This is a genomic window from Lysinibacillus sp. UBA6686 (assembly GCF_002455205.1).
In the GTDB taxonomy this organism is placed as follows: domain Bacteria; phylum Bacillota; class Bacilli; order Bacillales_A; family Planococcaceae; genus Lysinibacillus; species Lysinibacillus pakistanensis.
In genome coordinates this window covers 26,031-43,505 of the sequence record NZ_DKJS01000073.1, presented here as the reverse complement: position 1 = coordinate 43,505, position 17,475 = coordinate 26,031, and the positions used below count along the sequence as shown (strand labels likewise).

The window sequence follows — 17,475 nt, the reverse complement described above, 5'->3', positions numbered from 1 at the left end:
GATAGAGATGGATAGCGTGTGGGAAGTGATGGTTAGAAGGTTAAAAGTGGGGGAAACGCATAAGTTGTTGGATAGCGCGAGAAAAGTGAAGGATAGAAGTTTAAAAGTAGCGGATAGACCGCGCAAAGAGAGGGATAGAACGTTTAAAGTGGGGGGAATGCATAAGTTTTTGGATAGCGCGAGGGAAGTGAAGGATAGAAGTTTAAAAGTAGCTGATAGACCGCGCAAAGAGAAGGATAGAAGGTTAAAAGTGGGGGGGAATGCATAAGTTTTTGGATAGCGTGTGAGAAGTGAGGGATAGAAGTTTAAAAGTAGCGGATAGACCGCGCAAAGTGGGGGATAGAACGTTAAAAGTGGCGGAACCGCACAAGTAATTGCTCATTTACCTGATACTCCAACAGGCACTACTAGACAAATAAATATTTTAGGTATATAGTTAGCTAGGCTAACTAATAGTGAAGGAAGTGATTTTATGACGGTGGAACAGGAATTCTTCAATCAATACCGTTTAATGTATAGGCCGTTTATCAATCAGTTGAATGTTCAACTTGAAACATATCAATTATATAGCTCGCAATGGGCAGTACTTCGTTTCTTAAATGATAGAGGTCCTCATTCATTTGTAGATATTGCCAATTTCATGTCTATAGAGAAGCCGAGTGTAACGAAGCTTGTCCATAAACTTGTGGAGCTGGGCTATGTAGAAACGGTAGTGGGTAAGGATAAGCGTGAAAAGCTTGTTCACCTATCGACGTATGGAGAAGAGCTTGTGCAGGAGATAAAGTCGCAGCTGAGCCCTTTTTTTGAGCAGGCACTTGCAGGTGTACCCCAGCAAGATATTGAAATTGCCACACAGGTTTTAGCAAGAATTTGTATGAATATTAATCAATAGGAGAGAGCAATGTGGAAGCAACAAGACATAAACTTTGGACAAAGGACTTTTTAATCGTCTCCCTTATCAATTTTACGATTACCTTAATTTTTTATTTATTAATGGTGACGATTGCAGCCTATGCGGTGGAGCAATTCCATGCCACAACAAGTACTGCAGGGTTAGTATCAAGTATTTTTATTATCGGTACATTATTTGGGCGCCTTGGTACAGGTCGTATAATTGGTGACTGGGGTAGTAAAAAAACATTGTTTTGCGGATTATTACTATTTATGCTGTCAACAATATCCTATTTTATAGCAGGAAATCTTCCTTTATTAATGCTGAATCGTTTAGTACAAGGAATTGCACTTGGTGTAGCAAGTACAGCAACTGGAACAATTATTGCACAAATATTACCGACTGAACGACGTGGTGAAGGAATTGGCTATTACAGTTTAAGTGCTATTTTAGCCACTGCCATTGGTCCATTTATTGGGATTCTTTTAACACAGTTGTTTGAGGATTATCGTATGATTTTTGCTGTTGACTCGGTTTTAGCGATTATTTGTTTTTTTATGTATTTCATGGTAACAGTGCCATTCATACCTAAGAAAGCAACAGAAGCAACAGTGAAAGCTGGCTTTAAGGTTTCAAACTTTATTGAGATGCGCGCATTACCAATTGCGTTTGTAGCGCTTGTTATTGGTTTTGCCTACTCTGGTGTAATGTCCTTTATGACGTTTTACGCAAAAGAGCTTGATTTGGTGACAGCAGGAAGCTATTTCTTTATTATCTATGCCGTTGTGATTTTGGCGACTCGTCCATTTACAGGTAAATTATTAGATGCTAGAGGAGCAAATATTATTATTTATCCCTGTCTAGTGATTTTTGCGATAGGAATGTATGCCTTTAGCTCAGCCACAACTACAATAGCTTTTTTAATCGCTGCTGCTTGTATTGGTATTGGCTATGGAAACTTCAATTCTGTAGCACAAGCAATAGCCATTAAGGTAACACCCAATGAACGTTTAGGACTTGCGACATCTACATACTTTATTTTGTATGATTTAGGCTTAGGTGTTGGTCCATATTTCTTAGGGTTCTTTGTTCCTTCAACGGGCTACAGTACAATTTTTTTCGCAATGATATTTGTTATATTATTGTCAATTGTGCTTTATTATTTCTTATATGGAAAATATGAAAACTTGAAACAAGCAAAAATTTCATAGATTAGAATCATTATATTGTAGAAAAAACGTCTTTTTTCTAGTTGTGTATAAAATTCAACTACAAAATGACGTTTTTTTCTTTAAATAAAAATACTTCTTGCAATCAAATATGATAATCATTATCATTCTCAATATAAACTAATTCGGAAGTAGGTATTTTTTGCATGAAGAAAACATCGTTATTGTCAGTATTAGTTGCAGGGGGTATTATTATGACCGGCTGTGGCAGTACGGATGAAGCAAAAAAAGAAGAAAAGCCAAAGACAGAACAAGCAGAGACGGCAAAAGAAGAAGTGGATTTATCTGCAGAACTATCAACCTATCAAAAGTTTGCTTTAGAGCAGATGGATCAATTCCTACTGGAAACGGAAAAATTTGTTAATTTATTTAAAGCGGGTGACATAGATGGGGCGAAAGCAGCTTATGCACCAGCACGTATGTATTTCGAGCGTTCTGAGCCAATCGCAGAAAGCTTTGGTGACCTTGACCCACGAATCGACGGTCGTTTAGCCGATATTCAAGAAGAAGGTAAAGGTGAGGAAGAATGGACGGGCTATCATAAGCTTGAACATGCACTATGGGTAGAAAATAAAACAGCAGGCTTTGAAGCAATTGCAGATCAATTATTAGCAGATGCAAAGGAATTACATGCATTAGTTCAAACAGTTGAAGTGACACCAGATTTAATGATCACTGGTGCTGTTGATTTATTAAATGAGGTTTCAACATCAAAAATCTCTGGTGAAGAAGAAATCTACTCTCATACTGACCTTTATGACTTTAAGGCTAATATCGAAGGCGCAGAAAAAATCTTTGAAATTCTACGTCCTAAATTAGAGGCGAAAGACAAAGAGCTAGTAGCAACATTAGATGAAAAATTCAAAGCGGTGGATGACTTATTAGCACAGCATGCAACAGCTGATGGTGGCTTTGTTTCCTATGAGGAGTTAACGGAGGAAAATACAAAGGCACTTGCGGCAGCTGTTAATCAACTTGGTGAACCATTAAGTCAAATGGGCATTATTTTGGAGTGATATATAATGACAGCGTCAAACGATGAAAAATGGATCGATAAAAAAATATCTAGACGTGAAATGTTAAAACTTACAGGTATTGGTGTTGCAGGTGCGGCAATCGGTGCCTCTGGCTTAGGTGGTGTTATGAAAGTAATGGGCTATGATGTCTTTGAGCCTGTTGCAGACAGCACTACTGTTAGCAATAAAGTAAAATTCTACGGAAAGCATCAATCGGGCATCACTACTCCTGTTCAAACTAATATTTATTTTGCTTCTTTGGATGTTTTATTTACATCTAAGAAAGACCTTCAAGAGTTGTTCAAACTATGGACACCTCTTGTTGTACGTTTAATGAATGGTGAATTAATGGTTGATTTAACAACGAATACTAGAGTTCCAACAGGCGATACTGGGGAAGCGGATGGCTTAGATGCTTCCAATTTATCCATTACAATCGGTGCAGGCCCCTCTTTGTTTGAGAAGCTTGGTATCCAGCATCTGAAGCCAGCGGAGTTAAAGGATTTACCACATTTCCCGAAAGATCAGCTACAAAAAGAATTTACGGGTGGAGATCTTTGTATTCAGGCCTGTGCAGATGACCCACAGGTGGCATTCCATGCAGTACGTAATTTAGTTCGTGCAGCATCTGGTAAGGTAGAAATTAAATGGTCTCAAGCAGGCTTTAACTCGTTTCCTGCTGGTGGAGGAACGCCACGAAATCTCTTTGCATTTAAGGATGGCACTGTGAATCCAGCGATTACAGATGAGAAAGATCTAAATGAGGTTGTTTGGGTTGATAAAGGCTGGCTACAAGGTGGCTCTTATTTAATTGCACGTAAAGTACAAATGCATCTTGAAACATGGGATCGTACATCTTTAAAGGATCAGGAAGCAACATTTGGGCGCTATCGTGATAGTGGTGCTCCGTTTGGAAAAACAAAGGAATTTGATGATTTCGATGTCGAGGCAAAGGATAGTAAGGGTGAATATATTATGCCAGATACATCGCATGTACATTTGGCACGGAAATCAGGTGCCCGTATTTTACGTCGCTCTTATTCTTATGCATCAGGTGTTATGTCAAATACTGGTGCACATGATGCAGGGTTAATATTCATTTCCTTTCAAAAAGACCCAGCACAATTTACAGCCATTCAAAATAGTTTAGGACGAATGGATAAAATGAATGAATACATTACCCATCGAGGCAGTGCTGTGTTTGCATGCTTCCCTGGTGTACAAAAGGGGAGTTATTTAGGTGAAGCACTTTTTAACGCGCTGTAGTTTAATTATTTGTTTAATCCTGTCATTAGCTGTACCAGTGCAAGCTGCGCAATCCTATAGTCATTTATATATTGCGATTAGTGATGCACTGATGAATACGAAGCAGGATAATGAAACTGAGGCAAAGCAGGCACTTGAACAATTTGCCACAGACTGGGCTGAGGTCACTTCAGAGCAAAAAGAGGCAAAGGCAAAGGTTGATGAGATTCTTTTGCAAGCAACGGAAGCAACTTCAAAAAATGAACGTTTGGAGGCACTTTCTGCACTGTCACATGCACTACGAAACTTAGAAAAGCTTGAAAATCCTGTAGACGAAGCGGCACAGCGTGTAGAGTTTGGACAAAAGATGAAGCCAATCATAGCAGACTTTGAAAAAGCTTTAGCCAGTGGGGACATTCAGGCTATAGATGAAGCCTACAAGGATTTTAATATAAAATGGAATAAAAGTGAGCGACCAGTACGTGAGCAAAGTATTGCGATGTATGGGCAAATTGAAACACAAATGGCATTTCTGCGTATCTCTATTTCTGCTGAAGAGCCTGATATTAATCTAATGCAGTCTCAATTTGCAGATTTAAAGCAAACGATAAATGATTTTGTGTCAGGCAAAGAAACAGCGGAAGTAGTAGAAGGAGAATTTTCTTTGGCTACATTAATTGCTTATATTGATGAAGCTAATGATTTCATTGAAGCTGGGGATTTTAAGGCAGCTTCTGAGAAAATTCGTGAATTTATTACAGTCTGGCCAAGTATTGAAATAGAAATCTCAACAAGAAATGGAAGTCTTTATACAAAAATTGAAAGTGATATGCCCATTATTGCAAGTGATTTATTAAAATCCTCTGTTGATAAAGAAGCCATTACAAAAAAGTTAGAAAATTTCCGTACCGAAATCGAGCTTATTCAAGGTGATTCGGATTATACAATATGGGATGCAGCACTAATATTACTTCGCGAAGGACTTGAGGCGCTACTGATTATCTTGGCCTTGGTATCATTCCTAGATAAATCAGGACAAAAGAAGATGCGCAAATGGATTTATGTTGGAGCATTTGTTGGTATCCTGTTGTCTGCTGTAGCGGCAATCCTAATGTCAACTATTCTGAACTCAGCAACTATTGATACAAATCGGGAATTAATGGAAGGCTATGTAGGCTTACTTGCTGCGGCTATGATGATCGGTGTCGGAATCTGGTTGCATAGTAAATCAAGTGTTGCAAGCTGGAATCGCTACATTTCTAAACAAATAGGTAGCGCTATTTCCAGTGGCTCTGTCCTTGCCATGGCAACCATTAGCTTCTTATCCGTTTTCCGTGAAGGCGCAGAAACTCTTGTATTTTATGCAGGGATTGCTCCAAAAATGGAAACCTCACAATTTGTGCTAGGAATTGTGGTAGCTCTTCTTATTTTGGCAATCTTTGCTCTTGTATTATTTAAAGCAAGTGGAAAAATTCCGATTCATAAATTCTTCGCCGTGGCAACTGTGTTAATTTATGTATTGGCCTTTAAAATTATTGGTGTCAGTCTGCATACGCTCCAATTAAGAGATACTGTATCAACAACAATTGTAGATGGCTTGCCTGTGGTTAGCATCATAGGATTCTATCCTACGATTGAAACCATGCTTGGACAAGCAATTTTACTGTTACTAGTTGTAGCAACAATTATTTATAAAAAGAAACAAAAATAAATAGTAGGGTAGATGAAGGAATACTCGTTCATCTACCTTTTTCTTATTAATGAAGCCAATGAGTAGGATGTTTTAAGTGAGAAGGCAATTTTGTCTGCTTATCTCCCTGGGCAGAATTAATCTGCATTTGAGTTAAAAACATAGCTGTAGAAAGGTCAGCTCCTCGTAAATTAGCATCTCGTAAATCAGCACCGATAAAATCGACTACTCGTAGATCAGCCTGCTGAAGATTAGCTGCAATTAGGTAAGCTCCTCTTAGATCTATAGCACGTAAATCCTTGCCCTTTAAATTTTTGCCCATCCAATCAACCCCTTGATAGCTATACTTTCGAGACGTTTTTCCACCGGCTGTTTTAATAAAGCGTTGACGAATTTCCGTACTTGTTTCTAGCAATAACATATTAACGGGCATTCTAAAATTAGGAATATCAATTGTTAATAAGGTTGCTGCATCTAATTCCGTAGCAAATTGAAGTTTTTCTAATTGTTCAAGTAACCTATTATATAACTGAGGATCAACCGTATAGGATAATGCCTCTGCAATATAAGCAATCATCTCAAATAATTGCTCCATAATTGGAAACACTTGGAACATTGTGTCAGCATGTGTAGGATACTGGCGCCAATCCTGTCCACGAAAGGTTGTTTGCGAAACCTTTTGCCCTGCCCCTAAGCAATCAAAAACGGTACATCCCTTCAACCCCTTGTCCCTAAGATTGCCATGAATTTGGCAGCTAAAGTCAGTTTGTAAGTTTTGACAGGGGATACCAGCAGGTTTATTCATCGCAAAATCGCTGGAAGCAACAATATTTAAAGCTGTGCAGCATAATCCAAAGCAGCTTTGGCAGTCAGCCTGTAAACTTTCACGTATCTGTTTTCCTATTGAGTAATCTAATTTTTTTAATTTGACCATTTTTGATTTCCTCTCTTAACATATAAACTCTTACTTTTAATTTTATCACTTATATTTGTGAGAGATTTAAGATTCAACTTCATGGACAGGTTTCTTTTACTGATAGATGTTTATCATTCCCTCATAAAATTTTTAAATAATTTTTGATTTTCCATGTATATGGAAAGGAAAAGAAGTCGAGAAATTCTAGATCAGGGATTTTTTTAAATATTATCAGAACATCATATTCGATTTCTCAGGTCTTTTAGCTTTGTGCTTGCCCAGCTAAACCATAGAAGAACAACTCAATCAATTGATCAATTCCAATCTCATTTGTTTCATGGTTTGTCTTATTCCATCGCTTACCTAGTTCATTTTTAAACATTGAGAAGTATAACATCACATTTTCCTCGGTTTGATTCTGATGTATAAACCCTGATTGTTTGCCCAATGCGACATATTTCATAAAAAATTCCACGACTTTCTGCTCTGTATAAGTCTCAAGTAAATGCTTAAATCCACCAACTTCGGAAGGTGGCTCTTTTTGAAGCTCATTGGATAAAATATGCAAATTGGTAGCCTCCAACAGCATGATTTCCCTAGTTTTCTCTAGAAAAGAACGCTCTGATTTTAAAATGGCTTCATACTGCTGAAGTTGCTTATCCACCCAATGAATCAACATATCCGCATAAAGCTGTTCTTTTGTTCCGAAATAATTATATATCGTAGCAGGTGACACATTCGCCATTTGGGCAATCTCATTTACACTCACTTTTTGGAAACCATGTTGTAAAAACAATTGAAATGAAACATTGTAAATTTGTTCGATTTTTTTCTGTTTACGTCGTTCAAAGCCGTTCATTTTCTCACCTCATATGTAGTGTATCTTTAATTTTATAGTAAATCAATAAAATCACTACAAAACTATTGCGCTAATGGTTTTGAGGAATTATAATAATTTTGTAGTGAATTAGTATAAATACTATAAAATATGAGTGCATTATTTTATGCTTTTGCACTCAGAGTGATGGGAGTGTATCAATGTGAAACAAATTTCTATTCCTTCATTTTTGCATGATGTTTTTGGTGAGAAACAAACTGTAGGATCAATTTTGACAATTTTGCTTTTTGGTGCGTTTCTAACTACCTTACTCTGTCTGGTGTTCCCTGAGTTTATCACTAATCTTCCCCTGTGGCGGAGTGCATTAGCTCTATTGCTTATTTTTGATATTTTTTCAGGCTGCATCGCCAATTTTACTTCCTCAACGAGTAATTTCTATGCGAATCGTAGAAAAAATCGCATAATTTTTATTATGATCCATTTCCATAACATAATCATTGCTTTGCTTTTGCAAATAGATTTATGGAGTACCGTAGTTGTCTGGGCCTATACAATTGTTGGGGCCTTTATTGTCAATGCTTTTATTAAAAGAGACTCCCAACTTTTTATTGCAGGCTTCCTCCTGTCTTTAGGTCTTGGAGTCCTTCCGATACTTGAAGAAATGCAGCCGTATATGTTGACCATCAATTCATTATTCATGCTAAAAGTGCTATTCAGCTTTGCTGTGGATCATTATCGCAAAGAACACTATAAAATGAGGGAGAATTTATGAACAATTCACTAAAAATATTACGATTAACAAAAGCTGACAAATCGTCATTTGTCACACTAATGAGCCAAGCATTCGCACAGGATCCTTTATTTCTACATGTTTTTGGCAATTCACTTCACAATAATGAGGCAAGTAGCCGTGTTGAGGTATTTGTCTCGTTCATGTTTGACAAAAGTTTTTTACTTAATGAAGAGCTATGGGGTGTATTTGAAAATGAAAGGTTGCTTGGCACTTACATTGTTGAGACACCAAGTAGTAGTAAGTTTCAAAAAGTTTTGGGTGGTCTACTTGTGCTAGGTAAGCTATTTTCACTTTTAATACAGTTACCCTTTAAAACACTGGGTCTGCTTAATACTTATATGCGTGTTACTAGGGCATCTGCTCCTCTTTACCCACATCACTATCTCATCATGATTGGTGTTACACCTGAAGCGCAGGGGGAGGGCATAGGGAAAGCACTACTACATCACCTACTCGCAAATGTACGAGCTGATTCGGAATCACAAGGAGTTGCTCTTGATACAGAAAACAAAGGAAATGTGGATTTGTATCGAAGATTTGGGTTTGAATTGAACAAGGAGATTAGCTTTGATGAACTACCTGTTTATTGCATGAATTATAAAAAGGAATGCTAAGATAAAAGGTGAGCATTTAGCATTCTGATTGATGTATACTACATACTATTAAAAATATGGTATTCATCTTCATAAGGGTTTTTTTAGCATTCAAAATATTTTATTAACATCAGGAGCGACAGCAACAAATATTAATTGTAACAACAGTGAAACGTTAGCTGCAATTATGAATCGTTACTAAAATTTGTTCTTGATTAAAGAGAGCTTTAGAATGAAAGCATATGGAGGGGCAATGCTTTTGTAGATCTGTCTTAGCAGTGCGGAATTAGGTATATCTAAGACCTTGCAGAAGCGTAAAATGGGCGAAGGAGGCAGCTCAGCCCCTACCCATGTGGGGATTGTACAGTCAAGTACATATTTTAGTGAGAAGCTACAATTATAAATATAAAAATAAACAGAAGTAGTGGTGAAGAAAAATGGGGTAACGGTAAAAGATCTACTACAATTGCCATCGTTTAGAGGAGCAGAGGTTTTAACTGGTAAAAATAACCTAAATCGAACGGTTTCGTCTTTATCAGTATTGGAAGTTTCAAATGTAGTTTTTTTTCAAGGATTATTCAATCAGTAGTACAAGAAGAGTGGTATGCGGAGGAGCTTTTAATCAGCTCTTTTTATTCAATTAGGGATAGTGTCGTGCAACAATGTGAAACGATTCAGCACTTACATGATCTTGGGGAATTAGGTCTAATTTTATATTATGTTGGGATTGTTTTACCTGAAATCCCAGAGAAGGTGCTGCAGTTAGCAGATGCCCAGGATTTTATCATTATTTGCATGCCTAAAAATGATTATTCTCTTCGTTATAAAGAGGTAATCTATAAAGTCATGGACGCAATCGTTCATAATCAGATAGTGAATGATCATTTTGTAAAGGAAACATTAGAAAAGGTGTCCTTACTACCAGAGCATTTACAGAGTATAGAATACCCTCAAAATGTTATCCTATATGTTTTGTTTCACCGCGCAGCGTTGCAGCCTTTACTTCCATGAGCGCTTTCAATGCTGCTTTTTCTATTTTAAAGCCGCTTTTTTTCTTCTTCCAACGCTTTCCGGTAGAATCATAATACTTATGCCGAAACATCCATTTAGTCATAGGTGGCCGTCCCTTCACTTTTTCTTGCAGGCCTTCTATCCTTCCTACAAAAATTGAAATGAATAGAGTATGTCTGTTTTGTTACTTTTCTACGTAATCCAACTTCTCCAATTTCTTTATAGGCACGTACCCAACGCTTTATTTCCGAATGATTTGGTATGTCATGTTTTTTCGCTAACCTAAAGGACCTTTCATATGTTCACACCACATTTATTTTGAATTCTTCACTGTATTTCGCCATATAAAAAACACCCCTAAAGTTAGATTTTTGACTTAGGGGTGCAGGACCGGATGATTTTTTTTAGTTTTCTTTTTTATTTTTTAATTTTAAATGAACGTTTTCATATGGTAAATGGGTCTAATTATTGTAAAACAAATACTTTTCGATAGGAGAATTGAGTTAACAATGAAAAAAACTATTAAAAAAACTTGGATGATTGCTTCAGCACTTACTATAGGAATGGCTGTTCTAACGCCACTTCAAGCAGGAGCTGCATCAGCAGAAAAAACAATTGAAGCTTCAGTTCAAAAGGAACAACAAATTAAAGGGACTATTAAAGATATCTTTCCCTATTATGGAATGAACCTTAAAGGACAAGATGGTAAAAATTATTTTATTAGTTTCAGTAATTTTTCTACTGAACAACTAGAAAAAATGAGCTTAGTAGAAGGACAAGAAATCTCTGTAGAAGGCAATGTTGTAGAAAATCATAATGACTTCAATACATTTGAAGCTTATAAGAAAGACCTACCTAAAGAGGTAACAAAAGAAGATTTAACAACATTAGAAAAGTTGTTTAATGAAATGAAGAAGATAGAAAAAGAAACAAATGAAGGTGATTATTCAGTTGAAGAGATAGAAAAGAAACTCGAGAAATGGGATAAAATTTATGACGAAATGTATAAAATTAAAAAGCCATATATATTGGCTAATTGGCAGCCACAATCATTTGATGAATTTATAGAAGAAGAATACGGATTTAATGAAAGTAACATAGTAATTAAAGAAAACGATAAAAAACAGCTTAAAGCTATTTATGAAGAATGGGTAAAGCTTGAAAAAAGCGGTGATGAAGAAAAAGCTAACGAAAAATATGAAGAGTTTGATAAAATCCTTAAACCATATTTGGATGAGCTATATCCACCACAAACTTTTGAAGAAACTTTAGATGGCCTAGAGTCAGAAATTCCTGCTGAAACTTTAGCAAAACTAAAAACAATCTTTGAGAATGCTCGAGAAGCAGATAAAGATGGAAATAAAGAATTGTCTGATAAGCTATGGAATGAATTCGATGAAATCCTTGGTCAATTCTATAATCCCCCAACATTTGAAGAATATATGGCTGACTTTAATTTCGAGGTTAGTGAAACAGACAGCAAGCAATTAAAACAGCTTTATGAAGAAGCCAGAGCACTTAATAAAAAAGAGGAGCTTGATAAAGAAGAAGGCAAATGGGAAGAATTTCACAAAATTTTAGAACCGTATTTTACAGCAAATAAAAAAATTCTAATCTCAGCTTCTAAAGTAACGATAAACGGCCAAGAATATCTACCTCAATAGGTAATGGAATTTGGGGTTGTTCCAAAAGTCATTGAAAATGATTTAGGGATATTCCTTTCTTATCTCCGCACAATATACCCTCTTTTACTTGGCCATTTGTACTTCTTTTTAACAACAGTTTTATTAACATCTGGGAAGGTTTATCTTAGATAAACCTTCCCTTTAAGGAAAATCAGCTATAACTAATTCCAATTGTATGGTTAATATATACAGGGATCCATAATTTTGTTCTTGTTAAACGTATGTCGTGTTTTAGCTTGATTGTAGGGGCTGGACGACTATTTTGGGTGCAGTTCAAAGCGTTAAAGATGAGACCCTTGAAGCGCTAGCGAACGCCCTTAGGTAAGCGCCTCGGAATTAACCATAAATTGTGGTGAGGAGTCTTAAATTTTGAATATAAAGGAATGGCTATTAGGGAAGTGGTGCAATGCTTTTTAATTCCTTTGAATTTATTTTCTTGTTTTTACCTATAACATTTATTGTCTATTTTTTATTAAACCGTTTCAGGAACCAGCAAATTGCAATTTATTGGTTGGTACTGAGCTCTTTGCTTTTTTACGGCTATTTTAAGTTAACTTATTTAATAATCATCACGATCTCAATAGTTGTGAACTTTGCTTTAAGTCGGGTGATTAATAATACCAATAGTCGTTCGAGAAAAACGTATATGATTATTGGCGTCATCTTCAATATTATCATTCTCGGTTACTATAAATATACCGATTTCTTTATTGATAATATTAATAGTTTATTTGGTACAAATTTTGCACTGTTGCACTTATTGCTACCATTAGGACTTAGTTTTATTACATTCCAACAGATTGCTTTTATTGTTGATAGTTATCGTGATGGAACAGCTCATTATAAATTTAGTCATTATGCGCTGTTCATTTTGTTTTTCCCACAGTTAATTGCAGGACCAATTGTTCAGCATGATGAAATGCTTCCGCAGTATGATACGAAGGGAAATCGTAAAATTATTCATGAATATGTTGCACGAGGTTTATTTATTTTTGCAATTGGTTTAGTCAAGAAGGTTGTTATTGCTGATACGGTTGGCGTATGGGCGAATGAAGGCTTTGCCAATTATAGTAACTTAAGTTTTATAGAAGCTTGGATTACCTCATTATCGTATACAGTGCAACTTTATTATGATTTTAGTGGATATTCTGATATGGCGATCGGTTTAGCATTATTATTTAATATTAAACTGCCAGTAAATTTCTACTCTCCTTATAAAGCACGTAATATTCAGGAGTTTTGGAAAAAGTGGCATATGACGTTGAACCGGTTTTTAACTACATATGTATATTTTCCATTAGGTGGTAGTCATAAAGGGGCATATAGAACCTATATTAATATATTAATTATTTTCTTCATCAGTGGATTTTGGCATGGTGCAGGATGGAATTTTATTTTATGGGGACTTCTTCATGGCTTTGCGTCTGTTGTTGTGAGACTTTTTAGTAGAACGGGCATTAAGCTTCCATATTTATTTTCGTGGTTTATGACTTTCCAATTTGTTAATATCACTTGGGTATATTTCCGTTCAACAAGTATTGAGCAAGCGAATACTATTGTAGCCAAAATGTTTACGCCAAACATGGCATCTATATCTAATTTCTTTACGGAGCCGTACACTAATTTTGTTCAAATGGAAGCCTTTAATATTTTGGGACTATCATTCAGTAATCCAATAGTGATTGTTGTAGGACTCTTAATTACACTTGTTATTGCATTTACGGCATTAAATTCTATTCAATTAATGGATAAGATGAAATTTAATTGGGGAGCAATCGTTTATACGCAATTTATGATTGCACTAGTACTAGTATCGATTTACTATATGCAAAAAAATAGTATATTTTTATATTTTAATTTCTAAATATAGGTGTGAATGAACTTGGATCCTAAAAAATGGTTAATAAAATTATTTGCCGCATCTTTCATAGTAACAGGATTACCTGTTTACGGAATTATAAGTTTTAATTATTATATTGACCCTCTTTGGAATTACACACATGCGAATGACTTTAACGACTATCAGCTTGGCTTTGATGAAAGACAATTAAAAACTAATTATATGAATAGCCATGATTTTAACTATGATAGTTTGTTAATTGGAACGAGCAGGATTACGTATCTTGATGAGAGGGCTTTTACAAAAGAAAAAGTTTATAATTATTCAATGAGCGGTCTGCATATTAAAGAATATTTACCTTACATGAAATATGCTGAAAAGAAAAACAGAAAGCCGTTTAAGAGAATTTTTATTGAGTTATATTTTGATTCAGCGAATGCTGGAAAACCTAATAAATCGAATCCGCCGCAAACTTATATCGAGACGGCGGAGGCACCTTTTTATGCAATAAAGTCCTTATTTTCAGCAAGCACCATGCATTATGCTCTTTTTAATTATGATATTTCAAAAGCAAATCATTACGATGGTGCTCGCAGTTACACACGAAATAATATTGCACAAACTACGTATTCAAATGATGATATGGAGCAGGGGTGGCAAAAATTCCAGAAGAATTTTAAAGCAGAGACAGCCAAGCCTTTTATGTACGATATCGACTATCGAAAAAGGCTTCAAGCTATAAAAGATGCATTCCCAAATACAGAACTAGTGGTCTTTACAGAAGTAATGCCTGCGAAACGGCTTCAGACAATTTTGCATAATGAAAATCGTTACGAGGCTTATAGTAGATGGATGAATGATATGGTAGATGTGTTTGGTACCGTGTACAGCTTCCATGGTGTGAATGAAGTAACGACGAATGTGAACAACTTTTTCGACTGGTTGCATTACTATCCAAATGTTGGGGATTTAATCATTAAAGCTTTAGAGAACAGGGAAGAACGATCAACTATTATGCAGATTGTAGATCAAGGGAATCTTGATGAGTACCTTAAAAATGTCTTGGTAGATATAAAGTGAAACTTAAATCAGTGGAGATTTTCTTCATACCCACTGATTATTAGCTTTCACCAATCAGACGTTTACGGGCAGTTAATCTCCCAACTAAGAGGGAAGTAACGAATTGGAAAAAGGGCTAAAGGTTAAGCTCTAGTAGATTTTTCTGTTTTTATAATGCTTTGAAGAATTTAGCTTAACATGACGTGGTTAAAAATGGAATTTTTCAATTCCATTTTTTTACTTAAGAAAAATAGGAGTTTAACAAATGCGTAGTTACTTATTTTACTTTTTATTACTACTAATAATTTTTATATTAATGGTGGATACTTGGGGCGAAGGCAATAAAACTATTATGTATGGAATTGCGGTTATTAGTATTGTTAGTTTAATAATTATAAAATCAACAGAAAAGAATAAAAAATAAAGATTTCAAACATACAGATTTTAGTAAAAATAATAGAAATATCTACTATTCTTGAGCAGGCTATCGATAAAATGAAAACTTCATCTCAAGGTTCAACTTGTCTTAGTTGGAGGAGGCAGTGTAATTGTGCCGAATACTATTCGTGGAGTTTCCAATATTGTTGAAACAGGCGATTTTAGCAGGCGCACTTTCAGAAACAATTCAATTAGTGGAAGTGGAAGAAACACCACTTGCCTATTATCCTGAAAATGCGACTAGATTAAAGGTTGAGGTAGTGGGAAAAATGAAATAAAGCAAAGGGAAGGATCTTTGATAAACAGATTCTTCCCTTTGCTTTTTAGTGCTTGCAATTCAAAAAGTCATAGTGTAATATTTGACTAGTACACTATGACGCGAGGTGTTTACGTTGAAAAGTTTCGTTGGGCAATTTAAAAAAGAATGGGTGCTCTTTCGGGCATGGTTATATGTGGGAATCTTTTTAGGAATCTTAATATCCATAGTTATTCCTTATTTAATAGAACGATATGGTGATGGATTTTCAGAGGAAAATCAACTTCAATTTGCTTTTACATTTTTAGTCCTTGCTTTAGGAGGTTTTTATTCTGTATTGCAATTTGTGGCTAGCTTACGATTGGATTTAAGAAGTAAAGAAATATGGCTACACTCAACAAGCTCCATTCGGCAGCTTATAGGTGTAAAAATTGTTTTTTCCTTAACAGGATACACAATGTTTAATATTCTTTTTACAGGTATTGCAATCTATTCATTAAGAGCTGCCTTTATAGCCAGCTTTGGACAGGTATTGCTATTGCTAGTATTCGTGGTAGCCATTATTGCATTGTTTCAATTAATGCTATTTGTAAGTATTCTTCTATTTTTGGCATTTTATCTGCAAATGAAGTACTTCATCGGTCGTTTTGCTATCGTCCTTATGATGGGAGCCTTTTTTGGATGCATCTATCTATGGTTTAGATTTACTGAAAGTATAATATACGTTAAAATTTTCCAACATATGGGTGTCTCGTTAAGCTGGCTTGAACAGTATTTGCCAAAATTCAAATTGCCTTCAATGGGTATTAGACTTGGCACATTGTATGTAGTGGAGGAACTAGCCCTTACCATTTTGTTCGCATTGCTATTTATCATTGCTACAAAGTGGCTGGAAAAGGTGGTTTTACGATGACACTTGATTTTTCACGTGATAAACCAATCTATAGCCAGCTTGTTGATCGCATTTGTGGAGATGTTTTAAAAGGGAAGTTAGCGCTTGGGGACCGACTTCCTTCTGTTCGAGAGTATGCAGTAGAGACTGGGGTTAATGTCAATACAGTGCAACGTGTATATAAGGAGTTAGAGGCAATGAATATAACGGAAACTAAAAGAGGGCAGGGTACATTTATCACAACGAATGAAGAGCGAATTGTTCTGTTGAGAGAAGCTATAAAAAATCAATTAGCAGATAATTTTTTATCCTCTATTGAAGCACTTGGGTTTTCAAAGGAAGAGATGCTAATTGTTTTGCAAAATAAATCGTGAGGTGAGATAAATGCTACAACTTTCAAATGTTTCTTTTCGTTATATGAAAAAAACAATACTGCAAGACGTGTCTTATTCTTTACCAATTGGACAGATTATTGGCCTAGTTGGAGAAAATGGTAGTGGAAAGTCAACACTTTTAAAGGTATTGGCTGGCTTGTTACTTCCATCAAGCGGTGAGGTTTTACTGAATGGTAACCCAGTTACACGTAGAAGTGCCAATCAGATTGCCTACTTACCAGATACGGATTTATTTTACGATTTTTATACTGGAGAGCAGCTATTTCAGTACTATGCCTCTCAATTCGAGGATTTCTCATATGATAAGGCCTGTATCGTTGCAGAGTTTTTGCAGGTCGATAACAAAATGAGATTAAGTCAGCTATCAAAAGGAAACCGTGGTCGTATGAAGATGGCTGCAACACTTGGGCGAGAGGTCCCGTTTTATTTAATGGATGAGCCGTTTGCTGGGCTTGATCCAATTGTTCGTGAGCAACTCATTAAAGGGCTCATTCAATTTACCGATATGGAACATCAAACAATTCTTTTATCCACCCATGAGCTATATGAGGTAGAGCCGATTTTAGATCAAATCATTTTATTACAAAATGGCTCGATTATTGCACATGAGGAACTTGAAAGGATTCGAGATCTGACGAATAAGGATGCTGTGCAATGGATGAAGGCCTACTATAAGAAAGGATGAAA

The 17,475-nt window shown here is 35.8% G+C and carries 18 protein-coding genes and 2 pseudogenes; 17 read left to right on the top strand and 3 right to left on the bottom strand.

Features of this window, described 5'->3' with window-relative positions; translation table 11 throughout:
• Positions 1-7: 7 nt before the first annotated feature.
• From B2R82_RS19150 to B2R82_RS19125, 6 genes are all read left to right on the top strand, one after another.
• Positions 8-268, top strand: a complete 261-nt coding sequence (locus B2R82_RS19150; RefSeq protein WP_286926455.1) for a hypothetical protein — start codon at positions 8-10, stop codon at positions 266-268.
• A gap of 204 nt (positions 269-472) precedes the next feature.
• Entirely contained in the window at positions 473-892 is a 420-nt protein-coding gene (locus tag B2R82_RS19145) for a MarR family winged helix-turn-helix transcriptional regulator (protein WP_286926454.1), read from the top strand.
• Positions 893-903: 11 nt separating this feature from the next.
• Complete coding sequence (locus B2R82_RS19140; RefSeq protein ID WP_286926453.1) at positions 904-2,103, top strand: MFS transporter; 1,200 nt, start codon at positions 904-906, stop codon at positions 2,101-2,103.
• Between the two features lie 164 nt (positions 2,104-2,267).
• Positions 2,268-3,137, top strand: coding sequence for an iron uptake system protein EfeO (efeO, locus tag B2R82_RS19135; protein ID WP_286926452.1), 870 nt, complete (start codon positions 2,268-2,270; stop codon positions 3,135-3,137).
• Between the two features lie 6 nt (positions 3,138-3,143).
• The gene (gene efeB, locus B2R82_RS19130) at positions 3,144-4,403 is read left to right on the top strand and encodes an iron uptake transporter deferrochelatase/peroxidase subunit (RefSeq protein ID WP_283871964.1); all 1,260 of its coding nucleotides are present in this window, start codon (positions 3,144-3,146) and stop codon (positions 4,401-4,403) included.
• The gene (locus tag B2R82_RS19125) at positions 4,378-6,093 is read left to right on the top strand and encodes an FTR1 family iron permease (RefSeq protein ID WP_286926451.1); all 1,716 of its coding nucleotides are present in this window, start codon (positions 4,378-4,380) and stop codon (positions 6,091-6,093) included. The genes efeB and B2R82_RS19125 overlap by 26 nt, the downstream gene beginning before the upstream one ends.
• Before the next feature lie 46 nt (positions 6,094-6,139).
• Here B2R82_RS19125 and B2R82_RS19120 read toward each other — a convergent pair whose 3' ends face one another.
• Positions 6,140-7,006, bottom strand: coding sequence for a pentapeptide repeat-containing protein (locus B2R82_RS19120; RefSeq protein WP_286926449.1), 867 nt, complete (start codon positions 7,004-7,006; stop codon positions 6,140-6,142).
• A 244-nt stretch (positions 7,007-7,250) separates the two neighbouring features.
• Positions 7,251-7,847: a TetR/AcrR family transcriptional regulator gene (locus tag B2R82_RS19115; protein WP_286926447.1), complete on the bottom strand. Its 597-nt coding sequence runs from the start codon at positions 7,845-7,847 to the stop codon at positions 7,251-7,253.
• A 181-nt stretch (positions 7,848-8,028) separates the two neighbouring features.
• On the opposite strand from B2R82_RS19115, the gene B2R82_RS19110 reads away from it, so the two are divergent.
• The 3 genes from B2R82_RS19110 (at position 8,029) to B2R82_RS19100 (ending at position 10,223) form a co-directional block, all read left to right on the top strand.
• On the top strand, positions 8,029-8,598 hold the full coding sequence (locus B2R82_RS19110) for a hypothetical protein (protein ID WP_286926445.1): 570 nt from the start codon (positions 8,029-8,031) through the stop codon (positions 8,596-8,598).
• Positions 8,595-9,233, top strand: a complete 639-nt coding sequence (locus tag B2R82_RS19105; protein WP_286926444.1) for a GNAT family N-acetyltransferase — start codon at positions 8,595-8,597, stop codon at positions 9,231-9,233. The genes B2R82_RS19110 and B2R82_RS19105 overlap by 4 nt, the downstream gene beginning before the upstream one ends.
• Before the next feature lie 633 nt (positions 9,234-9,866).
• Positions 9,867-10,223 (top strand): PucR family transcriptional regulator ligand-binding domain-containing protein, encoded by a 357-nt coding sequence (locus tag B2R82_RS19100; RefSeq protein WP_286926442.1) that lies wholly within the window; start codon positions 9,867-9,869, stop codon positions 10,221-10,223.
• On the opposite strand, the pseudogene B2R82_RS19095 reads toward B2R82_RS19100, so the two are convergent.
• Positions 10,177-10,317 (bottom strand): annotated as a pseudogene (locus tag B2R82_RS19095) (Arm DNA-binding domain-containing protein); the annotation flags it as partial. The gene B2R82_RS19100 and the pseudogene B2R82_RS19095 overlap by 47 nt on opposite strands.
• A gap of 415 nt (positions 10,318-10,732) precedes the next feature.
• Here B2R82_RS19095 and B2R82_RS19090 point away from each other — a divergent pair.
• From B2R82_RS19090 to B2R82_RS19055, 8 genes and pseudogenes are all read left to right on the top strand, one after another.
• A complete protein-coding gene (locus tag B2R82_RS19090) occupies positions 10,733-11,887 on the top strand; it encodes a hypothetical protein (protein ID WP_286926441.1) in 1,155 nt (384 codons plus the stop codon).
• A gap of 427 nt (positions 11,888-12,314) precedes the next feature.
• Positions 12,315-13,772, top strand: coding sequence for an MBOAT family O-acyltransferase (locus tag B2R82_RS19085; RefSeq protein ID WP_286926440.1), 1,458 nt, complete (start codon positions 12,315-12,317; stop codon positions 13,770-13,772).
• An 18-nt stretch (positions 13,773-13,790) separates the two neighbouring features.
• Complete coding sequence (locus tag B2R82_RS19080; protein WP_286926439.1) at positions 13,791-14,828, top strand: hypothetical protein; 1,038 nt, start codon at positions 13,791-13,793, stop codon at positions 14,826-14,828.
• Positions 14,829-15,072: 244 nt separating this feature from the next.
• The gene (locus tag B2R82_RS19075) at positions 15,073-15,231 is read left to right on the top strand and encodes a hypothetical protein (protein ID WP_286926438.1); all 159 of its coding nucleotides are present in this window, start codon (positions 15,073-15,075) and stop codon (positions 15,229-15,231) included.
• 35 nt (positions 15,232-15,266) lie between these two features.
• A pseudogene (locus B2R82_RS19070) lies at positions 15,267-15,523 on the top strand (hydantoinase/oxoprolinase family protein); the annotation flags it as partial.
• Between the two features lie 114 nt (positions 15,524-15,637).
• Positions 15,638-16,414, top strand: a complete 777-nt coding sequence (locus B2R82_RS19065; protein WP_286926437.1) for a hypothetical protein — start codon at positions 15,638-15,640, stop codon at positions 16,412-16,414.
• The gene (locus tag B2R82_RS19060) at positions 16,411-16,767 is read left to right on the top strand and encodes a GntR family transcriptional regulator (protein WP_286926436.1); all 357 of its coding nucleotides are present in this window, start codon (positions 16,411-16,413) and stop codon (positions 16,765-16,767) included. Before B2R82_RS19065 ends, B2R82_RS19060 begins: the two co-directional genes overlap by 4 nt.
• A 10-nt stretch (positions 16,768-16,777) precedes the next feature.
• On the top strand, positions 16,778-17,473 hold the full coding sequence (locus tag B2R82_RS19055; RefSeq protein WP_286926435.1) for an ABC transporter ATP-binding protein: 696 nt from the start codon (positions 16,778-16,780) through the stop codon (positions 17,471-17,473).
• The last annotated feature ends 2 nt before the right edge of the window (positions 17,474-17,475 follow it).

Coding starts and splice junctions, on each gene's coding strand:
- efeO (WP_286926452.1), top strand. CDS start 2,268: ATGAAGAAAACATCGTTATTGTCAGTATTAGTTGCAGGGGGTATTATT.
- B2R82_RS19105 (WP_286926444.1), top strand. CDS start 8,595: ATGAACAATTCACTAAAAATATTACGATTAACAAAAGCTGACAAATCG.
- B2R82_RS19055 (WP_286926435.1), top strand. CDS start 16,778: ATGCTACAACTTTCAAATGTTTCTTTTCGTTATATGAAAAAAACAATA.
- B2R82_RS19120 (WP_286926449.1), bottom strand. CDS start 7,006: ATGGTCAAATTAAAAAAATTAGATTACTCAATAGGAAAACAGATACGT.
- B2R82_RS19150 (WP_286926455.1), top strand. CDS start 8: ATGGATAGCGTGTGGGAAGTGATGGTTAGAAGGTTAAAAGTGGGGGAA.
- efeB (WP_283871964.1), top strand. CDS start 3,144: ATGACAGCGTCAAACGATGAAAAATGGATCGATAAAAAAATATCTAGA.
- B2R82_RS19085 (WP_286926440.1), top strand. CDS start 12,315: ATGCTTTTTAATTCCTTTGAATTTATTTTCTTGTTTTTACCTATAACA.
- B2R82_RS19090 (WP_286926441.1), top strand. CDS start 10,733: ATGAAAAAAACTATTAAAAAAACTTGGATGATTGCTTCAGCACTTACT.
- B2R82_RS19060 (WP_286926436.1), top strand. CDS start 16,411: ATGACACTTGATTTTTCACGTGATAAACCAATCTATAGCCAGCTTGTT.
- B2R82_RS19145 (WP_286926454.1), top strand. CDS start 473: ATGACGGTGGAACAGGAATTCTTCAATCAATACCGTTTAATGTATAGG.
- B2R82_RS19075 (WP_286926438.1), top strand. CDS start 15,073: ATGCGTAGTTACTTATTTTACTTTTTATTACTACTAATAATTTTTATA.
- B2R82_RS19115 (WP_286926447.1), bottom strand. CDS start 7,847: ATGAACGGCTTTGAACGACGTAAACAGAAAAAAATCGAACAAATTTAC.